We start from the raw sequence: 18,425 nt of genomic DNA on the forward strand, positions 1-18,425 counted from the left end.
GCCTGATCGGGCGCTAACCGGTGTGCCCTTCATCAGCTCAAGCCGGGGGCCCTTTTACGCGAAAACGCAGGGTCCCGATTCCACGGTCATTGACACTTCGCAGTTTTCCACGCGCACAAGCTTATCCAGATGCTTGACGCCAAGTGGGATGAAATCCGCAAGAGCGATATGGTGAAAGGCGGTGCGAAATGAGCGCTGATGTCTTCTCAGAAGTGGACCGCTCTGGTGAGCCTGTCATTCTCAATCGTGGGCTTCAGCTTCAAAGCCTGCTTACTGTGTGTCAGCAGGCGGCAGCATCCCTCGAAAACGTTGGAGAAGGCCCGTATCGCGACAGTGTGACGGCCAGCCTCGGCTTCACTCTGGAATTGGCCGAGAACATCGCCAGCGACCTTCATGAAGCGCTGGTGAAGCTCGCACCTAAGACTGGGGGTGTGGAATGAGCGCACCCTACACCCGCGACGACCTCGACGCCGACATTGTCTATCTCTCCCACCTGATCGATGTGATCTATGACCGATGGACGGATGGCCTGCCGGCAAAGCGCGGTTTCGACTTCCACATGGACAGCCTTCTCTTGATCGGGCGCGACATGGCGCGTGGTCTGATCAAGAAAACGGATCGGGCGGAGGACCTACAATGAGCAAGGGTTCTACTCGCGATTATTTCGATGCGCTCCACCGCAAAACCCGCATTCTTCAGTCCATGGTGGAGGTGCTGTTTGACAGGATTCACGACTCGTCCAGCGGCGGGGCAAGTGATTTCGTCGTCGAAAACATGGTAGACGCCGCTCGCGATCTGTCGCGCGAATTATCCGTCATGGCGATTGAAGACCCTGAGCACTGGGAGGCGCGCTCATGACCCTCCTGCTACGTCTCTACGCCATCATCGCAATCAGCAAGATCATTCACCTACTGATTGACCTGATGGGCATCCTCCTGCCTGCGGAGTGTCCGCGCCGCGCAGGTTTCCGCCCGGCCGAGTTGATGTTGCTTGGCTCCCTCGTCGGGCTGTCGATCTGCCTGTTGTGGATCTGGATCAGTGCGAGGGCAGGGCGATGACGCAGACCTTCGATAGCCTCAAAAGCGCAGCTGCAAGGATCAAGCGCCAAAACAAGGTCAAGCACTACAAGGAGCAAGTCGCCGCGCTCAATGCGGCGCTGACCAAACAGAAGGAAAAGGTTCGCGCCGAGGAAGCGCGGGCCGAATATGCCGAGCGACAGGTTCGCCAGATTGCGGCCGAGCGAGACATTTGGAAGCATCAGGCGCAGGAGGCGCAAGCTAAGCTGAAATCGCTGGGGAGGGACACATGAAGCGCCCCGATCTCCCCGTTCGGCTTGACGATCTGCCGATGTTCGCCAGCGACAAGCAGATCGCCGAAGCCATCGTTGGTAAGGATAAAGCCGAAAAATGGCTGCGGGAACGCCTGCCGACTCTTGCGTCTAAGCCCGGTTTCCCGCCTATTGATCCTTTCCATGAGGGGAGGCCAACAGCCCTCGTGAAGCTATTTTATGCAAATTACCTTGAATTGCCGGCCGATGGCAGGGGCCTTCCAGACGGAAGGGGGCAAGAGGGAGAATGGAAAAGATCAAAGCAACGGGCCTGAAATGGATGAAGCGTGTCAGCGGCCGCGTGCCCGTATGGGTGGCCGACGAGGCGGACGTTCGGGCCGGATACCAGCCGAAGACGGTCAATCTGGCATATCTCGGGGGTGACCCTGATTTGATCATTGCAAAGTGCAATGCGCTTCAGGCCGACATGTTGCTGTTTCGAGCCGGGCACCGAACGAGAAAGATGGAGTTCGACGGCACCATTCGATCGTTGCTCTATCTTTACCAGAACCACGAAGAAAGCCCGTATCACAGTCTGAAGCCCGGTTCGCTCCGACCGTACAACCATTATTTAGGCCGGCTGGAACATCACATCGGTGTGCGGCGTGTTGATAGTATCGATGGTATCGACATTCGCCGATGGCACAAGGATTGGTCGAGCGACGGGAAGCATTTGGCCGCTGCCGCCATGGTTCGAGCTGTGCTGGAAGCCGCTGTGAGCTTTGGCGTCATGATGCGCCTGAAGGGATGTCCCGACCTTCTGGAGACGATTCAGGCGGCGAGGCGCAAACTTCCATCACCGCGCCCGCGCACGGCGGTTGCCGTGGCAGATCAGGTAAAGGCTGCTCGCGAGGCAGCACACCAGAACGGCCGACCATCATCCGCGCTGACCTATGCGTTGACTTTCGAGACAACCTTGCGGCTATGGGATGTGATCGGGCAATGGTGGCCTATGGACATGGGCGGGATTTCCGATGTCCTTGACCCCGCCCGCTCCTTGAAATGGTTCGGCCTCCGATGGGAAGACATCGACGAAGATATGGTGCTTCGCTACCGGCCTTCGAAGACAGAAACCGGCAGCGGAGCCGAGATCATCTATTCCCTGAAAATGGCACCGATGGTCTTGGACGAACTTGCTCACTGGCCGGTCGAAAAGCGGGTGGGACCGGTGATTGTCTCCGAAGAAACGGGGCTGCCCTATCGCGCCAGTATTTTCAATCAGCGCTGGTCGGTGGATCGGAAGACGGCGAAGCTGCCAGCAAAGCTGTGGGCGCGTGACCTTCGGGCATCGGGCATCACCGAGGCTAGGGAAGGCGACGCATCCACCGACGACGCCGCGAAGGTGGCGGGCCACAACTCCAAGGCCACGACAGCGAAGGTCTACGACCGTGCTGTGATGCATGCCGCTGATAGGTTCGCTCAGGCCCGCTTGCGCCACCGTGAACAGAGCGGTAACGGCAGCGGTAACGGGCGGTAACGGATGAAAGCCAAGCGGTTGAAAACACTATACATTAATTTTTCCGAAATTAACCGGCCCTTAAATCGCCGCAACTAGCCTTCACCTCATCGCCATTGGCTGGGGGTAGTTACGGCATCGCGCATGGCGAACCGCAGAAACAGACGCATCGAACCGAGTTTCGACGAGCCGGCGCGGGACGCATCGGTGGCGGGCTTTTCCCTGCGTGAGGAAGACCGCGTCGTCCCTTCCGGCCGCAAGCCGCGTTCCCGCAAGGCGGAAAACCCCCGGCGGACTTCGAAGGCGCGCTCGGCGCGCGGCGGGCGGCGCAAGCGGCGGGGCCTGTTCGGCGTCTTCATGCGGATGGTGTACTGGTGTTTTGTGCTGGCGATCTGGGCCGGCATCGCGGCTGCCGGAATGGTGGTCTATTATGGCGCCAAGATGCCGGCCGCCACCACCTGGTCGATCCCCGACCGGGCGCCCAACATCAAGATCGTCTCGGTGGACGGGCGTCTCGTCGCCAATCGCGGCATGAGCGGCGGCGAAGCCGTGCGCCTGTCGGAAATGTCGGCCTATATCCCGAAAGCGGTGATCGCCATCGAGGACCGCCGCTTCTATTCGCATTTCGGCGTCGATCCGATCGGCCTTGGCCGCGCCATGGTCACCAACCTGATGCACGGACGGTTCTCCCAGGGCGGCTCGACGCTTACCCAGCAGCTCGCCAAGAACCTGTTCCTGAAGCCCGACCGCACGCTGGAGCGCAAGGTGCAGGAGGTTCTGCTCGCGTTCTGGCTGGAGCACAAGCACACCAAGGACGAGATTCTCGCCATGTATCTCAACCGGGTCTATTTCGGCTCGGGCGCATACGGTGTGGAGGCCGCTTCACGGCGTTATTTCGGCAAGAGCGCGCGCGACGTAAACCTGCCCGAAGCGGCCCTTCTCGCCGGCCTGCTCAAGGCCCCGTCGCGGCTTTCGCCGGCGCGTGACCCCAAGGCGGCGGAAGAGCGCTCGCAGCTCGTTCTGGCCGCCATGTGGGATGAGGGGCTGGTGAGTTCGCGCGAGATGGCGCACGCCATGAGCGCGCCGGCGGCACGCGTGCCGTCCTACTGGACCGGCTCGGAAAACTATGTCGCCGATACGATCATGGAGGAATTGCCCGCCCTGATCGGCGAGGTGCAGGGCGATATCGTCGTCGACACCACCATCGACCTCGATCTGCAAAGAGTGGCGGAACGCTCGATCCGCAGGCTGATCGACGAAAATGGCAAGAAGCTCGATGTCAGCCAGGGCGCGCTGGTGTCGATCGACAATTCCGGCGCGGTGCGCGCCATGGTCGGCGGCTACGACTATTCGACCAGCCAGTTCGACCGCGCCTCCGAGGCGCGCCGCCAGCCGGGCTCGGCCTTCAAGCCTTTCGTCTATGCGGCTGCGCTGGAAGCGGGGCGGACGCCCGACAGCGTGCGCAACGATGCCCCGATCCAGATCGGCAAATGGAAGCCGGTCAACTATGGCGGCAAATATCATGGCAAGGTCACACTGGCGACCGCGCTTGCCAAATCGCTGAATTCAGTCGCCGCCCAGCTTGCCATGGAAGTCGGGCCGGAGGCCGTTATCGAGGTCGCCAACCGCATGGGGGTGCAGTCGGATCTGCAAAAGAACGTCTCTATTGCGCTCGGCACATCGGAAGTCACGCCGCTGGAACTGACGGCCGCCTATGTGCCCTTCGCCAATGGCGGCTATCGCCCGCAGGTGCATTTCGTGCGCCGGGTGGCCACCGCAAAGGGCAAGGTGCTCTACGAATATACCGGCGGTTCCGCTCCGCGCGTGATGAAACCCGAAATCGTCGGCATGATGAACGCGATGATGATGGGCGCGGTGGAGATGGGCACGGCGCGCAAGGCGGCGTTCGCGTGGCCGGCAGCCGGCAAGACCGGCACCAGCCAAAATTCGCGCGATGCATGGTTCGTGGGCTACACCGCCAATCTCACCACCGGCGTCTGGTTCGGCAATGACGATGCCAGGCCGATGAAGAACGTGACCGGCGGCGCGCTTCCCGCGCAGGCTTGGCACGAATTCATGGTGGCGGCGCATGAAGGGGTGCCGGTGGCGCGTCTACCCGGCGGCTGGCAGCCGGGCAGCATTGCGCCCGCGCAGGTCGCGCCGCCCGCCATGCCGCCCGTTGCGGTCGGCAAGCCGGCAAACCCCGCTCCGCAACCTGCGGCCCCTGTCCCGCCGGCGGCGGTTGCGAGGCCTTCCGTGCCGGTCGCCGGCGGTGCGAAGAGCGGCGGCCGCCCGGTCATGCCTTCCGACGGCGGCTCGACCGCCTCGATCAAGCGCCCGGTCCCGCCGGGCGATGTCGGCGGTCCCATGAAAAAGGGCCCTGGTTCGATCCTGGACATATTGACCGGCGGCTGAGCCAGCCGATGCCAGCCTGCGACGCCCGGTCCGTCCGGCCCCCTCGCCAGAACGTTGCGCTTGGGCTAGATGTCTCGGCACCGATCAACGGGCCGGATTTTCGCCATGACCGAGACAGACAGCAGAAAGACCATAGTGCTGACCGGCGCCAGCCGCGGCATCGGCCATGCGACAGTGAAGCGCTTCTCCATGGAGGGATGGCGCGTCATCACCTGTTCCCGGCAGGCCTTCGCCGAGAACTGCCCCTGGCCGGCGGGCCCGGAAGACCACATCAAAGTCGATCTGGCCGATCCGGAGGACGTGGGCGTTGCGGTCGCCGAAATCCGTCAACGGCTGGAAGCGCATGGCGGCCAGCTCAACGCGCTGGTCAACAACGCCGGCATTTCACCCAAGCTGCCCGGCAGCCAGCGCATGAACTCGCTCGAAACGCCCATGCATGTGTGGCGGGATGTGTTTCAGGTGAATTTCTTCGCGCCGATCATGCTGGCGCGGGGCCTGTTCAAGGAACTGGAGGCGGCCCGGGGCTCGGTGGTGAACGTCACCTCCATCGCCGGCACGCGCGTGCATCCCTTTGCCGGAACGGCCTACGCCACCTCCAAGGCCGCGCTTGGTTCGCTGACGCGCGAAATGGCGCATGATTTCGGCCCTCATGGCATCCGCGTCAACGCCATCGCGCCGGGCGAGATCGACACCGCAATCCTGTCGCCGGGCACGGACAAGATTGTCGAGACCATTCCTCTGCGGCGGCTCGGCACCACGGCGGAAGTGGCCGACATCATCTTCTTCCTGTGCTCGGGGCAGTCCTCCTATGTGACCGGCTCCGAAATCCACATCAACGGCGGTCAACACGTCTGAACCGGAAAACCGGGTGATGTGCGGCGTTTTCGCCGCGCTGGAATGATTTTCTTCGAAATGCGGCGGTCGGGCAAAAAACATTGCCTGCCGCAAAGGCGGGCGCGAGCCCGTTTCTTCGCGGCGAACCCCTGTCAGGCTAGAAATGCGAGCCTGTACAGGGTTTTATCGCCATGCCGCATGTTCCTCCCAAGCTGACCGCTTTTCCGGTCTTCGTCCGCCTCGAAGGCGAGGCGGTCGTCATCGTGGGAGAGGGCGAGGAGGCGCTGGCCAAGGCGAGGCTGCTCGGTCAGTCGTCGGCAAGGCTGCGAATCATAGCGCCCGAAGCTTCCGCCGACCTTCTGGGTTGGATCGCCGCCAACGGAGCCGCTCATGTCGCGCGCGCTTACGCGCCGGAGCAGCTTGAGGGAGCGGCGCTGGTGTTCGCCGCAAGCGGTGACGAGACGCTCGACCGCCGCGTGGTAGAGGACGCGCGTGCGCTCGGCATCAAGGTCAATGCGGTTGACCGGCCGGAGCTATGCGACTTCTTCACCCCCGCGCTGGTCAATCGCGCCCCGGTCGCGGTCGCCATCGGCACGGAAGGCGCTGGGCCGGTGCTGGCCCAGTTGCTTCGCGCGCGTATCGACCGAATGCTGTCGCCGTCGCTGGGCACGCTGGCCTCACTGGCCGTCACCTTCCGTGACGCGGCGGAGCGACTGCTCGCCAAAGGCGCGCCGCGCCGCCATTTCTGGCGTGAATTCTTCGAGGGGGCTCCGGCGCGCGCCGTGGCCGGAGGCGATGTTTCGGGAGCGCACGCGGCGGCGTCCGCCATGCTTGTGGCTCCGGGCCACGCCATTGGCCATGTCGCGCTGGTGGGCGCGGGGCCGGGCGCGGAAGATCTTCTCACGCTCAGGGCGCAGCGCCTTCTGATGGAGGCCGATGTTATTTTGCACGATGCGCTTGTGCCCGACGCCGTGGTCGCCATGGGCCGCCGCGACGCCGAGCGCATTGCTGTAGGCAAGCGCAAGGGCTGTCACTCCAAAAGCCAGTCCGAGATCAATGCGTTGCTGGTCGGGCTTGGCCGGCAAGGCAAGCGGGTGGTGCGCCTGAAAAGCGGCGATCCGCTGGTGTTCGGGCGAGCCGGGGAGGAAATGGCGGCCCTGCGCGACGCCGGAATTTCCTACGAGGTTGTGCCGGGCGTCACCGCCGCTTTCGCCGCAGCCGCCGATTTCGAGCTGCCGTTGACCCTGCGCGGCGTCACCTCATCCATGGTTTTCACCACCGGCCACGATCTCAGGGGCGGGGCGCTGCCGGACTGGGCGAAACTCGCCATCTCGGGTGCGACGGTTGCGGTCTATATGGGCCGTTCGGTCGCCGCCGATGTGGCCGGGCGGCTGATCGAGGCCGGCCTTTCGCCGGATACGGCGGTGGCCGTGGTCGAGAACGCCAGCCTGTCCGAGCGCCGCCGTTTCCATGGCACGCTGGCCGATCTGCCGGCGCTGGAAAGTCGTCACGATCTTGGAGGTCCGGTCATGACCATTATCGGCGACGCCGTTGCCGGCGCGAATTTCAGACGGTCGCAGGCGCTGGCCGCGCTTCCGGTTCTCAGTCCGGTCAATGACGGGGTTACAGCATGAAGATACTGACCGCAAACCGCCTGAGCGACGGCGAGGTCGTCTGGTATGCGCATGGACGCTGGGTCGAGACCATCGCCGGGGCCGAGATCGCCGAGGACAAGGCGGCCGAGGCCGCGCTGGAAGCCGCCGCAGCCAGGGGACTGGCGGAAAATCTCGTGGTCGACGTCGCCGTAATCGACGTGGAGATCGTCGACGGCGTCATTCATCCTCTTCGACTGCGCGAGCGCATCCGCGCCGCCGGCCCCACCACACGCAACGATCTGGGCAAGCAGGCCCGTACGCAGCACGCGGCGTAAGCCGGAGGACCACTGATGTACCGCTACGATGAATTCGATCACGAGTTTGTTCAGGCAAGGGTGGCGCAGTTCGCCGACCAGGTGGAGCGACGCCTGTCGGGCGAACTGACCGAAGACCAGTTCAAGCCGCTTCGGCTCATGAACGGCGTCTATCTCCAGCTTCATGCCTATATGTTGCGCATCGCCATTCCCTATGGAACGCTGCACCCGCGTCAGTTGCGCATGCTGGCCCATATCGCGCGGACCTATGACAAGGGCTATGGCCATTTCACCACGCGCCAGAATATCCAGTTCAACTGGCCGGCCCTGTCCGATGTGCCGGCGATCCTCGCTGATCTGGCCAGGGTGGAGATGCACAGCATCCAGACCAGCGGAAACTGCATCCGCAATGTGACCGCGGACCATTTTGCGGGAGCAGCGGCGGACGAGGTTGCCGATCCCCGCCCTTATGCAGAAATTCTGCGGCAATGGTCTTCGGTGCATCCCGAATTTTCCTACCTGCCGCGCAAGTTCAAGATCGCGGTGACGGGCGCGGAGCGTGATCGTGCGGCCATCAAGACGCATGACATCGGCCTGCATCTGAAGAAGAACGAGGCGGGCGAACTGGGCTTCGCCGTCTATGTCGGCGGCGGTCTTGGCCGCACCCCCATGGTGGCGAAGAAAATCCGGGATTTCCTGCCTCAGGAACATCTGCTGTCCTATGTGACGGCGATCCTGCGCGTCTACAATCTGCATGGCCGGCGTGACAACAAGTTCAAAGCGCGTGTCAAGATCCTCGTCCACGAGACCGGCGCCGAGCAAATGGCAAGCTGGATCGAGGCCGAATGGCAGGCGCTCAAGGACAGCGAACTGAAGTTGCCGGAAGCCGATGTCGCCGCCATCAAAGCCTATTTCGCGCCGCCAGGACTGCCGGCGCGACCCGAAGGCGACGAGGTCGTACGGCTTGCGCGGCTGGATTCGCGCGATTTCTCCGAATGGCTCGGCCAGAACGTCGCCACCCACCGCAACGCCGATTACGCCGCCGTCACCATCTCGCTCAAGGGTATCGGCGATGCGCCGGGCGACGTCACCGACGTGCAGATGGAGGCGGTGGCCGATCTTGCCGAACGCTACGCTTTCGATGAGATACGGGTGACGCATGAGCAAAATCTCGTGCTGCCCCATGTGGCGCGGGCCGATCTCAAGGCTGTCTTTGACGCACTGGTGGATATCGGACTCGCCACGGCCAATGCCGGTCTGATCAGCGACATCATCGCATGCCCCGGCCTCGATTACTGCGCGCTGGCCAACGCCCGCTCCATCCCCGTCGCGCAGCAGATCGCCACGCGTTTCGCCTCGCTGGAGCGCCAGCGCGAGATCGGTGAACTGAAGCTCAAAATTTCAGGCTGCATCAATGCCTGCGGCCATCATCATGTCGGGCATATCGGCATATTGGGCGTGGAGAAGAAGGGAGCGGAACTCTACCAGATCACGCTGGGCGGTTCCGCCGACGAGAACACCACCGTTGGCGATATCATCGGGCGCGGTTTCGGACCGGACGAAATCGTCGATGCGATCGAGACGCTGGTCGAGACCTATCTCGCGGTTCGCGCCGACCGTTCGGAACGGTTCCTCGACGTCTATCGCCGTGTCGGTGCGACGCCCTTCAAGGAAGCGCTGTATGGCGCCGAAGCCAGGGCTGCCTGAGGTGGGCACACCGGACGCCGCCGCTCTCGATGCGCGTCACGGGCAATTGTCCGCCCTTCGCGTCATCGAGCTTGCCGTCACCGAACTTTTTCCCGGAGCGGTGGCGGCGGTGTCGTCTTTCGGCGCGGATTCGGCCGTGCTTCTGCATCTCATCGCGCAGGTGGACCGGCATTTGCCGATCGTCTTTCTCGATACCGGCAAGCATTTTGAGGAAACGCTCCGCTATCGCGATGCGCTGGCGGACGATTTCGGCCTGACCGACATCAGGGTGATCCATCCGGATGCGGCGGCGCTGCAACGCGTCGATCCGGGCGGGAGGCTGCATGAGAACGATGTCGAGGCTTGTTGCCACGTGCGCAAGGTGGAGCCGATGGCGCGGGGCGTCGAGCCGTTCCGGGCCTGGTTCACCGGCCGCAAGCGCCATCAGGCCGGCACACGGGCGGGTTTGCCGGTGTTCGAGGCCGTGGGGCCGCGCGTGCGCATCAACCCGCTGGCGCAGTGGACTCCGGCCGATCTGGATGCCTACATGCGCGACCACGGGCTGCGGGAAAATCCGCTGGTCGCCTATGGTTATCTTTCGATCGGCTGCTTTCCCTGCACCCGCCCGGTCGTGCCGGGGCACGACGCGCGCAGCGGCCGCTGGGCCGGTCAGGCCAAGACAGAATGCGGAATCCATCTTGGCGGACTGGAACAGTCCCTTAGTCAGGAAAGACATCATGAGTGAAGAAAAGCCGGCGTCCGATACCCGTCTGTGGATGCCACAGGGTTTCCGCGATGACGAATGGGTTCATGCCGAAACGGCGGAAGCGCTTGCCGGCAACAGTCGCGTCATCCTGCCTCTTGCGGCTTTTCTGGAGCTTGATGTGCAGGAGCGAGCGCTGAACCGGGAGCGTCTGGGCGTGCTCTTGCAGCCCGGCGAGCAACTGGGTGCAATCGTCGATCTGCTCGATACCCTGTCACTGGTGGCCCTCGCATTCCCGGCCTACAATGACGGGCGTAGCTATTCGAAGGCGGAATTGCTGCGTGGGAGGCATGCGTTTCCGGGATCTGTGCGCGCCGTCGGAGATGTGCTGTACGACCAGCTTTCCCACATGCTGCGTGTGGGGTTCGACGAATTCGAGGTCACGAATCAGGTGCTGGTCAGGCGTCTTGAGGAGGGCAGGACTGGCGGCTTGCCGCTGCATTACCAGCCTTCGGCGCGTTCCTCAGCCGCGACGGGCGGCTATTCCTGGCGTCGCCCGAGTCTGCGCCAGATTTAGCGCGCGGGGCCGTCGCCCGGCTGCAATTCCGAGGATTCCAGCCGGTCCAGAAGATTCTCCAGATGTTCCGGCATCTCCTTGACGACCTTGAAGGTCGGCATTGAACGCAGAAGTCCGCGTGTCGCATGGCTGCCTGCCTGACGGCGGATGGTCGTCGCCAATTTCTGGCGGACCATTTCCTGCGGTCGGTCTTTGCCTGTTCGGGTCATCGTTTCAAAAATCCTTTCGGTCTCGAAACTCCCTGTAACCGGCTATGGTTCCCCATGTGGTCCGGCGCTTCCCTTCAGAACACTCCAACAAGGTAAAGTTTGAATTAAATCGAACTTGCTTCAGGTGACGTTGCGGAGGACGAGCCCTTGATTTTTGATTGTCGAACCTCGATATCGGGCCCAACTGTGCTGTTTGAAAAGAATGGGAATACGCCATGAGTGACCAGGCCAGAGACGAGCGCACGCCCGAGGAGCTCGACGCCGCGCAAGCCGCTGCGGAGCCCGCACCCGAGGCTGCCGAGGGCGATTATGAAGCGCTCATGCGCCTGATGAAGGAAAACGAGGATCTGAAGGACAAGGCCCTGCGCGCCGCCGCCGAGGTCGAGAACATGCGTCGCCGCGCCGCCCGCGACGTGCAGGACGCACGCGCCTATTCCATCGCCAATTTCGCACGCGACATGCTGACCGTGGCCGACGACCTCCAGCGGGCGCTGGATGCGATTCCGGAAGAAGCGAAGGCCTCGGGCGACGCCGGATTCAAGGCGCTGATAGAAGGCGTGGAGATTACCGCGCGCAGTCTGCTTGCGGCGCTGGAGCGTCATGGGGTCAAAAAGCTGGCTCCCGAGGGTGAGAAGTTCGATCCGAATTTCCATGAGGCGCTGTTCGAGATTCCCAATCCGCAGGTCGTTTCCGGCACCGTTTTGCAGGTCGTGCAGCCCGGCTATTCGATCGGCGAACGTGTTCTGCGCCCGGCCAAGGTCGGCGTTTCGAAGGATGGTCCGAAGCAGGCCGCCAAGCCGGCCGGAGAAGACGCCGAGGGCTGAGCGCTTCGCTCACGCGGCGGCCATCGAAACTTTGCCTTCAGGGCTTTAACTGGACAGGGCGGCTGCTACTGTGGCGCGGTCGCCGTCCTGCCATCGAAGCGAACGCCCTGCCATGAACCTCGTCACCTTTCTCGATTATTCCGGCGTTGCGGTGTTCGCCGCCACGGGCGCGCTTTCCGCCTCGCGCAAGCAGATGGACATCATCGGCTTCCTGTTCCTTGCCGGGGTGACGGGCATTGGCGGTGGCACCTTCCGCGACCTCATCCTAGACGTGCCGGTGTTCTGGATCGCGAACCATGACTATGTGCTGGTTTGCGCGGCCATCGCCGTTCTGGTCTTCTTCACCGCCCATCGGGTCGAATCCCGCTACAAGCTGCTTCTGTGGCTTGACGCCATCGGTCTTGCCGCTTTTGCGGTGATGGGCGCGGCCAAGGGGTTGATGGTGACCGGTTCGCCGGTGATCGCCATCATTATGGGCGTGCTGACCGCGACTTTCGGCGGCATATTGCGCGATATTCTGGCCGGCGAGCCCTCCGTGCTGCTTCGGCCGGAAGTGTATGTCACCGCAGCTCTGGCCGGCGCGGGCGTCTATACGCTCGGCGACCTGGCCGCCTTGCCGCCAATCTTGTGTCAGCTTGGAGGCTTCATCGCCGCCCTGGCTGTCAGGGGTGGGGCGATCCGCTTCGGCTGGCGCATTCCGCCCTACAAGAGCCGGCCCGGACGCAGGCCCGAAGACATTCCCTGATCGCTCGCGACGACTTCAGGCCGCGTAGCTTTGCCCGTCGCCGGCGTAGTAGGTGATATAGCGGGCCGCGATCTCCTTGACCGGCATGACGATGAAGACGTCGACGGTCGCAAAGTCGCGGTCGATGACGCAGCCGTCGCCGATGCGTGCGCCGATGCGCAGATAGCCCTTCACCAGCGGCGGCATGGCGGCGATGGCCGATTTCGGGTTCACGGCGTCTATCGGCATCAGCTTCATCGGATGATAGCGGCCGGGAACGGCGCGCACATCCCAGTCGGAAGCGGTGCGGCAATGATGCGCCAGATAGGTCAGCGCTTCGGCATGGGCGGACGGGTCGATGCCGGGGAAGGAGGCGCAGCCGACCATGACGTCGATGCGGTAGTGGTTGAGATAGGCCCAGATACCCTGCCACAATGCTTCGATCGTGCGTCTGGAACGATATTCAGGCAGGACGCAGGAGCGGCCAAGTTCAAGGAAACGGCGCTCCGGGTGACGGGCGGCCAGCCCGCGCAGTTCGAACTCGTCTTCCGAATAGAAACCGCCCGCCGCCGCCGTCATTTCCTGTCGCAGCAGGCGATAGGTGCCGACGATACGGCGGTGGTCGGGTCCGGTGAGGCTGCGATCGAACACCAGAAGATGGTCGCAAAGCGGATCGAACCGGTCGGCGTCGCGGCGTCCGATATGGTGAAGGCTGCTGCGTGCGCCAAGCTCATCGTAGAAAATGCGATAGCGGATTTCCTGCGCCGCCTCGATCTCAGCCTCGTTGCAGGCCAACCGGACTTCGAGAGCGCCGATACGGCCCAAAGGCCCGGCCAACGGGTGCGCCTCAGACCCGGCCGCCGGACCGGCGACGCCATTGAGGCTGGTGTGACCTTGTAGCATCGCTGTCTGCACGGGCGATTCTCCTTCGAGCCATCCCTCGTGGCGCGGGGATACGATTGTGGTGCAACAGGATTGTGACAGTAGCGTGATATGTCGTGATCGGCAACAAACCCTGCTTCATGCAGGCGCGTCGTTCACGCCGAAACCTGTTCCTGCACGGCGGCTATCAGGGCCTGTGGATCGAGCGGCTTGGTCAGGAAGCCGGTCGCCCCATGGGCAAGAACGGAATGGCGCGTCGTTTCCTGATTGTCAGCGGAAAGAACCAGGATCGGCACGGGGAGCAGGTCACGCGCTTCTTCATGACGCCTGATGTGGGCGATGGCGTCCATGCCGTCCATCACCGGCATGTGCAGGTCCATCAGCACCACGTCGTAGCGTTGACGGCCTCCGGAAGCAGAGAGAGCGTCGACTGCTTCCTTGCCCGTGCGGACGACCTCGACCCGGTGTCCCGCCTTGACGAGGCTGGCGCGGGCCAGCATGGCGTTGATTTCATTGTCTTCGGCGATCAGAACATGGAGGCTTTCCGCCACGGGGCCTGTGCTGCCGGCGTGTTCGTGCGGGCCGGATTCCGACACGGCGACCGATTCGCGGGCCAGCAGCACCCTCAGCAGAGTTTCGCCACGCACCGGGCGGGCGAGGAAACTTCCATATCCGTTGCTATGGTATTCCCCGAGCCGGCCACGATCGTTAGGCGCGATCATGGTGATGGCCCGGCTGGTGGCGAAACCGTTGTCGCGCAGCTTCCGGAGCAGCCGGCCGTCGCCGCATTCAAGCGCGGCATCCACCAGCAGCGTGTCGCAGCCGTCCGCCAGCGCCGTGGCCCTGGCGGGAGTGTCGGCCAGCTCCGCACTGCCGCCGAGCGCGCGGATGGTTCCGGCGATGAGTTCCGCCTCCACCGTGTTGGGCGAGAGGATCACCACCTTGCGTCCGACGAGCATATCATGACGGTCGTGGAGCGGCGCGCTCGCGCGGGTGGCGGGGAGTTCGAGAATGAACTCGCTTCCTTCGCCCGGCGCGCTCGACACGGACAGGGTGCCACCCATGGCCGCGACAAGGCGGCGGGAAATGGCCAGACCAAGCCCTGCGCCGCCATGCTTGCGGGTCGAAGTGCCGTCCACCTGCTCGAACTCGTGGAAAATACGTTCCAGGTCGCTTTGGTGCATGCCCGGTCCGGTATCTGTTACGGTGAAGCGGATACGGTCGATGTTCCCGTGCTGGCGACGCGTGATGACGAGCGCCACGCCGCCATCCTCGGTGAACTTGATGGCGTTGCCGAGCAGATTGAGCAGAACCTGCCGCATTCGTCCCGGATCGGCGGTGATCATCCGGGGAACGTCCGGCGCGACATGGCAGCCGATGCCGATATTGCGCGCATAGGCGCGTGCAGCCAGAAGCTCCACGACATTGTCCGCCAGCTCCCGCACCGACATGGGCTGCGGTTCCGGATTGAAGCGGCCGGCCTCGATCTTGGAATAGTCGAGCAGATCGTCGATCAGGGCCAGCAGGGCGCTGGCCGAGGTGGAGACGGCGTTCACATAGGTCCGTTGCTCGGGCGACAGGCTGGTGTCGGACAGAAGTTTGGCCATGCCCATGATGCCGTTCATGGGCGTGCGGATCTCGTGGCTCACCGTGGCCAGGAAACGGGACTTGGCCTGGTTGGCGAACTCCGCCCGTTCACGCGCGGAGATGAGCGAGGCTTCGGCTTGCTTGCGGGAGGTGATGTCGCGCGCGATGGCGCGGTGGGAAACCGTGCCGCTGTCTCCGTCGCGCACCGACAGTTCGATCCACGAGAACCAGCGCTGGCCCATCGGCGTACGGACACCGACATCGGTGGAGCTGAGGCACTCGTTGTCGGCGAACGCGGCGTCCGGCACCACGCCGACCTCTATGCCGAGATCTCCCAGCGTCATGCCGTGCAGATCCGTGGGGTCGATGCCGACCAGATCGGCGAACACCTTGTTGGCGTAGACGATGGCGCCGTCGCGGTCGCGGTGGACGACGAGATCGCCCAGCGCATCGATCAGGCCATGGAAACGCTCCTCGCTCTCCTGCTTTTCCCACATGCGGTCGGAAAGCGTTTCGAGGTCGGAGCGGGTGCGGGCAAGATCGCTCACCAGCCGGGAATGCGCGCGCTGCTCTCTTATGCGGATCAACTCGTGCAGGAAAATGCCGGCGAGGCCGGTCGCGAGTATGCCAAGGCTGAGGAGGGCCGGTGCGCCGCTGAGATGCGTAAGACCGGCAAACAGAAGAACCACGAAATAGGTCGCGAAGGGCAGACGTCCGGCAACCGGCGCGGATTGGGCGAAGTGAACGGGTGCAAGCGGTGGCGGCGCGACATGGGCGCGATGGGGGGCCGCGCCCGTTCCCCGTGCGTCCTTTCTGTCCGCCTGTTTTTCAGCAAGCTCCGCCATCATGCGGAATGAATGGCAGAAAGACATTAGGGAAGGCTTCGGCGGACTGCTGCAATTTTATCGATTGCAGCGCTTTTCATTCAATTTTTCGGCGCTTTCGCCTCGCGCCGCCAGCCGATGAACTCTTCCAGTACGACCAGCGCGGCTCCCACGCTGATGAAAACGTCGGCAAGGTTGAACACCGCGAAGGACCAGCCCGGCGTGTGGAAGAGGATATAGTCGACGACATGGCCGTAGACCGCCCGGTCGATCACATTGCCCATGGCTCCGCCGAGGATCAGCGCAAAGCCGAGGCGGGCGAAGATTTGCCCAGGCGCGCTTCGGAAGGCGAGATAGACGATGAAGGCCGATACGACGAGCGAGATGACGATGAGGCCCGTGTCGCCGAAGGAGGACAACATAGAGAAGGCGATGCCGGTGTTGTAAGTGCGAAACAGCGCGAGGAAGGGCAAAAGATCGATCTTCTCCTGAAAGGGAAGGCCGGTTTCGACCAGATATTTGATCCATTGGTCGAGCGCCATGGCCACGACGGTGAGCACGGCGTAGGGGACGAGCGATTTGCCTGTGCCGATTTCCTGCGGAGCCGGGGTCACTGTGGCGACGCCTCCAGCTTCAGCGCATCGCGGCGGATTTCGAACAGCATCACCCCGGTCGCGACGGCGAGATTGAGCGAATCCGCGCGCCCCGCCTGTGGAATGCGCAGCAGCCGGTCGCAGCTTGCCGCCAGATCGTCGGGCAGGCCTTGCTGCTCGTTGCCCATCACAAGCAGGATGGGTTTGCCGGAAAAATCGACCGAGCGATAATCGACCGCTCCTTTCAGATGCGTGCCGGCCACAAGGCCGGGAAACCCCTTGCGCCATGCGAGGAACGCCTCGGCGCTGGCTCTGGCGACAGGCACGGCGAAGATCGAGCCCATGGTGGCGCGCACCGCTTCCAGCGAAAACGGATCGGTGGCGTCGCCGACAAGGATCACACCCTTTGCGCCAACCGCGTCGACCGTGCGGATGACGGTGCCGAGATTGCCGGGATCGCGCACCCGGTCGAGCGCCACCCAGACATCGCGATTGGCGGGGCGGATGTCCTTCAGCGGCACAAGGCGCTGGGAAAAGACGCCAACCACCATTTGCGGATTGTCGCGCCGCGTGATCGAGGACAGAACTTTTTCCGAGACTTCCAGCACGTCGCCACCGGCGGCCACGGTGCGCGCAGCCACCTTCTCGACCGCCGGATTTCCGCGTCCCGCCTTGGCGAAGATCAGGGTGCGGATTTCCCAGCCGAGATCGAGCGCGTCGATGACCAGCTTCAGCCCCTCGGCCATGAAGGCGTTGTTCTGATCGCGGAATTTCTTCAGCGCCAGCGCCTTGATGTCCTTCACCAGCGGATTGGAAAGGCTGGTGACTTCCTTGACCCGGCCGACCGGGCGGCGTCTTTCATGTTCGCTCATCTGGCGATCCATCTGGAAAAGAGCGAGGTGGAAAGCGCGCGGCCGGCCGATTTCTCGCGGATGATCAGTTCGCCGGATTCCACCGTGCCGCCCATGCCGGCGAAAGTGTCGCGCATCAGGGCATGAATGGCGAAGAAGGAGGCGCGGATGGAATAGGCAGTGAGCACCACCGCCAGCGGCTTCGGCGTCAGGATCGAGCGGCAGATATCGGCAAGCGCCGGCAGGTGCTCGAACAGTTGCCAGACCTCGCCCTTCGGCCCGCGCCCATAGGCGGGCGGATCGAAGAGGATGATGTCGTAGCGGCTGCCCCGCCGCTCTTCGCGCTCGGCGAATTTCATAGCGTCCTCGACGATCCAGCGGATCGGCTTGGCTGTCAGCCGCGCGACTTCCTGATTTTCACGCGCCCAGCCGATGGCCTTCTTCGACGCATCGACATGGGTGACCTCGGCCCCGGCTCGCGCCGCGACCAGCGAGGCGAGGCCAGTATAGCCGAACAGGTTGAGCACCTTGACCGGCCGTCTGGCATTTTCGATCAGCCCGGCCATGTGGTCCCAGTGAGAGCCCTGTTCGGGAAACACCCCAACATGGCGAAACGAGGTGAAGCGGCCGAGATAATCGACGCCGCCATGCTTCATCGGCCATGTTTCACCGAGCGGATTGCGCGGAAAGTGCCAGCGGCCCATGCCTTCCTCATCCGTATTGCCGGTGAAGATGGCGTCGGCGTGGCTCCATTCCTTGTCCGGCAGGGCGGGACGCCAGATCGCCTGCCCCTCGGGGCGAACAATGCGATAGGGACCGTATTGCTCCAGCTTGCGGCCGTCGCCGCTGTCCAGCAGCGCATAATCGGCGTTGGGCGCGACTTCGAGGATCAGCGGCAGCTTTTCCGCCGGCGGCGCGCCTTCGCGGCGGGCAAGCTGACGCTTCGGCTGCGGCGGGGCCTCGCGCTCCCGTTCGGGACGCGGCCTTGCCTCCTGGCTTCTGTTGCGCGTGGCTTTCAAGCGAA

General features: G+C 63.5%; 22 protein-coding genes. 16 read left to right on the forward strand and 6 right to left on the reverse strand.

Annotation, left to right across the window (positions count from 1 at the left end):
- The first annotated feature begins 188 nt into the window (after positions 1 to 188).
- The 14 genes from ABID44_RS10585 (at position 189) to ABID44_RS10650 (ending at position 10,907) form a co-directional block, all read left to right on the forward strand.
- Positions 189 to 440: a hypothetical protein gene (locus ABID44_RS10585; protein ID WP_354151681.1), complete on the forward strand. Its 252-nt coding sequence runs from the start codon at positions 189 to 191 to the stop codon at positions 438 to 440.
- On the forward strand, positions 437 to 640 hold the full coding sequence (locus ABID44_RS10590) for a hypothetical protein (protein WP_354151682.1): 204 nt from the start codon (positions 437 to 439) through the stop codon (positions 638 to 640). The genes ABID44_RS10585 and ABID44_RS10590 overlap by 4 nt, the downstream gene beginning before the upstream one ends.
- Positions 637 to 858, forward strand: a complete 222-nt coding sequence (locus ABID44_RS10595) for a hypothetical protein (protein ID WP_354151683.1) — start codon at positions 637 to 639, stop codon at positions 856 to 858. The genes ABID44_RS10590 and ABID44_RS10595 overlap by 4 nt, the downstream gene beginning before the upstream one ends.
- A complete protein-coding gene (locus ABID44_RS10600; RefSeq protein WP_354151684.1) occupies positions 855 to 1,058 on the forward strand; it encodes a hypothetical protein in 204 nt (67 codons plus the stop codon). Before ABID44_RS10595 ends, ABID44_RS10600 begins: the two co-directional genes overlap by 4 nt.
- On the forward strand, positions 1,055 to 1,309 hold the full coding sequence (locus tag ABID44_RS10605) for a hypothetical protein (protein WP_354151685.1): 255 nt from the start codon (positions 1,055 to 1,057) through the stop codon (positions 1,307 to 1,309). Before ABID44_RS10600 ends, ABID44_RS10605 begins: the two co-directional genes overlap by 4 nt.
- The gene (locus tag ABID44_RS10610; RefSeq protein WP_354151686.1) at positions 1,306 to 1,602 is read left to right on the forward strand and encodes a hypothetical protein; all 297 of its coding nucleotides are present in this window, start codon (positions 1,306 to 1,308) and stop codon (positions 1,600 to 1,602) included. The genes ABID44_RS10605 and ABID44_RS10610 overlap by 4 nt, the downstream gene beginning before the upstream one ends.
- A complete protein-coding gene (locus ABID44_RS10615; RefSeq protein WP_354151687.1) occupies positions 1,575 to 2,804 on the forward strand; it encodes a site-specific integrase in 1,230 nt (409 codons plus the stop codon). Before ABID44_RS10610 ends, ABID44_RS10615 begins: the two co-directional genes overlap by 28 nt.
- Positions 2,805 to 2,927: 123 nt before the next feature.
- Positions 2,928 to 5,198, forward strand: a complete 2,271-nt coding sequence (locus ABID44_RS10620) for a transglycosylase domain-containing protein (protein ID WP_354151688.1) — start codon at positions 2,928 to 2,930, stop codon at positions 5,196 to 5,198.
- A gap of 105 nt (positions 5,199 to 5,303) precedes the next feature.
- Entirely contained in the window at positions 5,304 to 6,053 is a 750-nt protein-coding gene (locus ABID44_RS10625; protein WP_354151689.1) for an SDR family NAD(P)-dependent oxidoreductase, read from the forward strand.
- Positions 6,054 to 6,223: 170 nt separating this feature from the next.
- Positions 6,224 to 7,666, forward strand: coding sequence for a siroheme synthase CysG (gene cysG, locus ABID44_RS10630; protein ID WP_354151690.1), 1,443 nt, complete (start codon positions 6,224 to 6,226; stop codon positions 7,664 to 7,666).
- Positions 7,663 to 7,962, forward strand: a complete 300-nt coding sequence (locus ABID44_RS10635; protein WP_354151691.1) for a DUF2849 domain-containing protein — start codon at positions 7,663 to 7,665, stop codon at positions 7,960 to 7,962. Before cysG ends, ABID44_RS10635 begins: the two co-directional genes overlap by 4 nt.
- A 15-nt stretch (positions 7,963 to 7,977) precedes the next feature.
- Complete coding sequence (locus tag ABID44_RS10640) at positions 7,978 to 9,648, forward strand: nitrite/sulfite reductase (RefSeq protein WP_354151692.1); 1,671 nt, start codon at positions 7,978 to 7,980, stop codon at positions 9,646 to 9,648.
- Complete coding sequence (locus ABID44_RS10645; protein WP_354151693.1) at positions 9,623 to 10,372, forward strand: phosphoadenylyl-sulfate reductase; 750 nt, start codon at positions 9,623 to 9,625, stop codon at positions 10,370 to 10,372. Before ABID44_RS10640 ends, ABID44_RS10645 begins: the two co-directional genes overlap by 26 nt.
- Positions 10,365 to 10,907, forward strand: a complete 543-nt coding sequence (locus ABID44_RS10650) for a DUF934 domain-containing protein (RefSeq protein WP_354151694.1) — start codon at positions 10,365 to 10,367, stop codon at positions 10,905 to 10,907. The genes ABID44_RS10645 and ABID44_RS10650 overlap by 8 nt, the downstream gene beginning before the upstream one ends.
- Here the strand turns inward: ABID44_RS10650 and ABID44_RS10655 are convergent.
- Positions 10,904 to 11,116, reverse strand: a complete 213-nt coding sequence (locus tag ABID44_RS10655; protein WP_354151695.1) for a hypothetical protein — start codon at positions 11,114 to 11,116, stop codon at positions 10,904 to 10,906. The genes ABID44_RS10650 and ABID44_RS10655 overlap by 4 nt on opposite strands.
- A gap of 215 nt (positions 11,117 to 11,331) precedes the next feature.
- Here ABID44_RS10655 and grpE point away from each other — a divergent pair, with 215 nt between their 5' ends.
- Positions 11,332 to 11,940: a nucleotide exchange factor GrpE gene (gene grpE / locus ABID44_RS10660; protein ID WP_354151696.1), complete on the forward strand. Its 609-nt coding sequence runs from the start codon at positions 11,332 to 11,334 to the stop codon at positions 11,938 to 11,940.
- 112 nt (positions 11,941 to 12,052) lie between these two features.
- Positions 12,053 to 12,685 (forward strand): trimeric intracellular cation channel family protein, encoded by a 633-nt coding sequence (locus ABID44_RS10665; RefSeq protein WP_354151697.1) that lies wholly within the window; start codon positions 12,053 to 12,055, stop codon positions 12,683 to 12,685.
- Positions 12,686 to 12,700: 15 nt separating this feature from the next.
- Here the strand turns inward: ABID44_RS10665 and olsB are convergent, their stop codons facing one another.
- The 5 genes from olsB to ABID44_RS10690 all read right to left on the reverse strand — a co-directional run bounded on the left by olsB (position 12,701) and on the right by ABID44_RS10690 (position 18,420).
- Entirely contained in the window at positions 12,701 to 13,579 is an 879-nt protein-coding gene (gene olsB, locus ABID44_RS10670) for a l-ornithine N(alpha)-acyltransferase (protein WP_354151698.1), read from the reverse strand.
- A gap of 122 nt (positions 13,580 to 13,701) precedes the next feature.
- Positions 13,702 to 15,981, reverse strand: a complete 2,280-nt coding sequence (locus ABID44_RS10675) for an ATP-binding protein (RefSeq protein WP_354151841.1) — start codon at positions 15,979 to 15,981, stop codon at positions 13,702 to 13,704.
- A gap of 77 nt (positions 15,982 to 16,058) precedes the next feature.
- Entirely contained in the window at positions 16,059 to 16,571 is a 513-nt protein-coding gene (lspA, locus tag ABID44_RS10680) for a signal peptidase II (protein ID WP_354151699.1), read from the reverse strand.
- Entirely contained in the window at positions 16,568 to 17,422 is an 855-nt protein-coding gene (locus ABID44_RS10685; protein WP_354151700.1) for a TrmH family RNA methyltransferase, read from the reverse strand. Before ABID44_RS10685 ends, lspA begins: the two co-directional genes overlap by 4 nt.
- Positions 17,419 to 18,420: an RsmD family RNA methyltransferase gene (locus ABID44_RS10690; RefSeq protein ID WP_354151701.1), complete on the reverse strand. Its 1,002-nt coding sequence runs from the start codon at positions 18,418 to 18,420 to the stop codon at positions 17,419 to 17,421. Before ABID44_RS10690 ends, ABID44_RS10685 begins: the two co-directional genes overlap by 4 nt.
- Between the last annotated feature and the right edge of the window lie 5 nt (positions 18,421 to 18,425).

The organism is Aquamicrobium ahrensii (genome assembly GCF_040545755.1).
In the GTDB taxonomy this organism is placed as follows: Bacteria; Pseudomonadota; Alphaproteobacteria; order Rhizobiales; family Rhizobiaceae; genus Mesorhizobium; species Mesorhizobium ahrensii.

Excerpts from the sequence above, each read along its gene's own strand:
- ABID44_RS10675 (WP_354151841.1), bottom strand. The coding sequence starts at position 15,981 with ATGATGGCGGAGCTTGCTGAAAAACAGGCGGACAGAAAGGACGCACGG.
- ABID44_RS10600 (WP_354151684.1), top strand. The coding sequence starts at position 855 with ATGACCCTCCTGCTACGTCTCTACGCCATCATCGCAATCAGCAAGATC.
- ABID44_RS10595 (WP_354151683.1), top strand. The coding sequence starts at position 637 with ATGAGCAAGGGTTCTACTCGCGATTATTTCGATGCGCTCCACCGCAAA.
- ABID44_RS10625 (WP_354151689.1), top strand. The coding sequence starts at position 5,304 with ATGACCGAGACAGACAGCAGAAAGACCATAGTGCTGACCGGCGCCAGC.
- ABID44_RS10685 (WP_354151700.1), bottom strand. The coding sequence starts at position 17,422 with ATGAGCGAACATGAAAGACGCCGCCCGGTCGGCCGGGTCAAGGAAGTC.
- ABID44_RS10665 (WP_354151697.1), top strand. The coding sequence starts at position 12,053 with ATGAACCTCGTCACCTTTCTCGATTATTCCGGCGTTGCGGTGTTCGCC.
- ABID44_RS10635 (WP_354151691.1), top strand. The coding sequence starts at position 7,663 with ATGAAGATACTGACCGCAAACCGCCTGAGCGACGGCGAGGTCGTCTGG.
- grpE (WP_354151696.1), top strand. The coding sequence starts at position 11,332 with ATGAGTGACCAGGCCAGAGACGAGCGCACGCCCGAGGAGCTCGACGCC.
- ABID44_RS10585 (WP_354151681.1), top strand. The coding sequence starts at position 189 with ATGAGCGCTGATGTCTTCTCAGAAGTGGACCGCTCTGGTGAGCCTGTC.
- ABID44_RS10590 (WP_354151682.1), top strand. The coding sequence starts at position 437 with ATGAGCGCACCCTACACCCGCGACGACCTCGACGCCGACATTGTCTAT.
- cysG (WP_354151690.1), top strand. The coding sequence starts at position 6,224 with ATGCCGCATGTTCCTCCCAAGCTGACCGCTTTTCCGGTCTTCGTCCGC.
- ABID44_RS10620 (WP_354151688.1), top strand. The coding sequence starts at position 2,928 with ATGGCGAACCGCAGAAACAGACGCATCGAACCGAGTTTCGACGAGCCG.
- ABID44_RS10605 (WP_354151685.1), top strand. The coding sequence starts at position 1,055 with ATGACGCAGACCTTCGATAGCCTCAAAAGCGCAGCTGCAAGGATCAAG.
- ABID44_RS10655 (WP_354151695.1), bottom strand. The coding sequence starts at position 11,116 with ATGACCCGAACAGGCAAAGACCGACCGCAGGAAATGGTCCGCCAGAAA.
- ABID44_RS10640 (WP_354151692.1), top strand. The coding sequence starts at position 7,978 with ATGTACCGCTACGATGAATTCGATCACGAGTTTGTTCAGGCAAGGGTG.
- ABID44_RS10615 (WP_354151687.1), top strand. The coding sequence starts at position 1,575 with ATGGAAAAGATCAAAGCAACGGGCCTGAAATGGATGAAGCGTGTCAGC.
- ABID44_RS10645 (WP_354151693.1), top strand. The coding sequence starts at position 9,623 with ATGGCGCCGAAGCCAGGGCTGCCTGAGGTGGGCACACCGGACGCCGCC.
- ABID44_RS10650 (WP_354151694.1), top strand. The coding sequence starts at position 10,365 with ATGAGTGAAGAAAAGCCGGCGTCCGATACCCGTCTGTGGATGCCACAG.
- ABID44_RS10610 (WP_354151686.1), top strand. The coding sequence starts at position 1,306 with ATGAAGCGCCCCGATCTCCCCGTTCGGCTTGACGATCTGCCGATGTTC.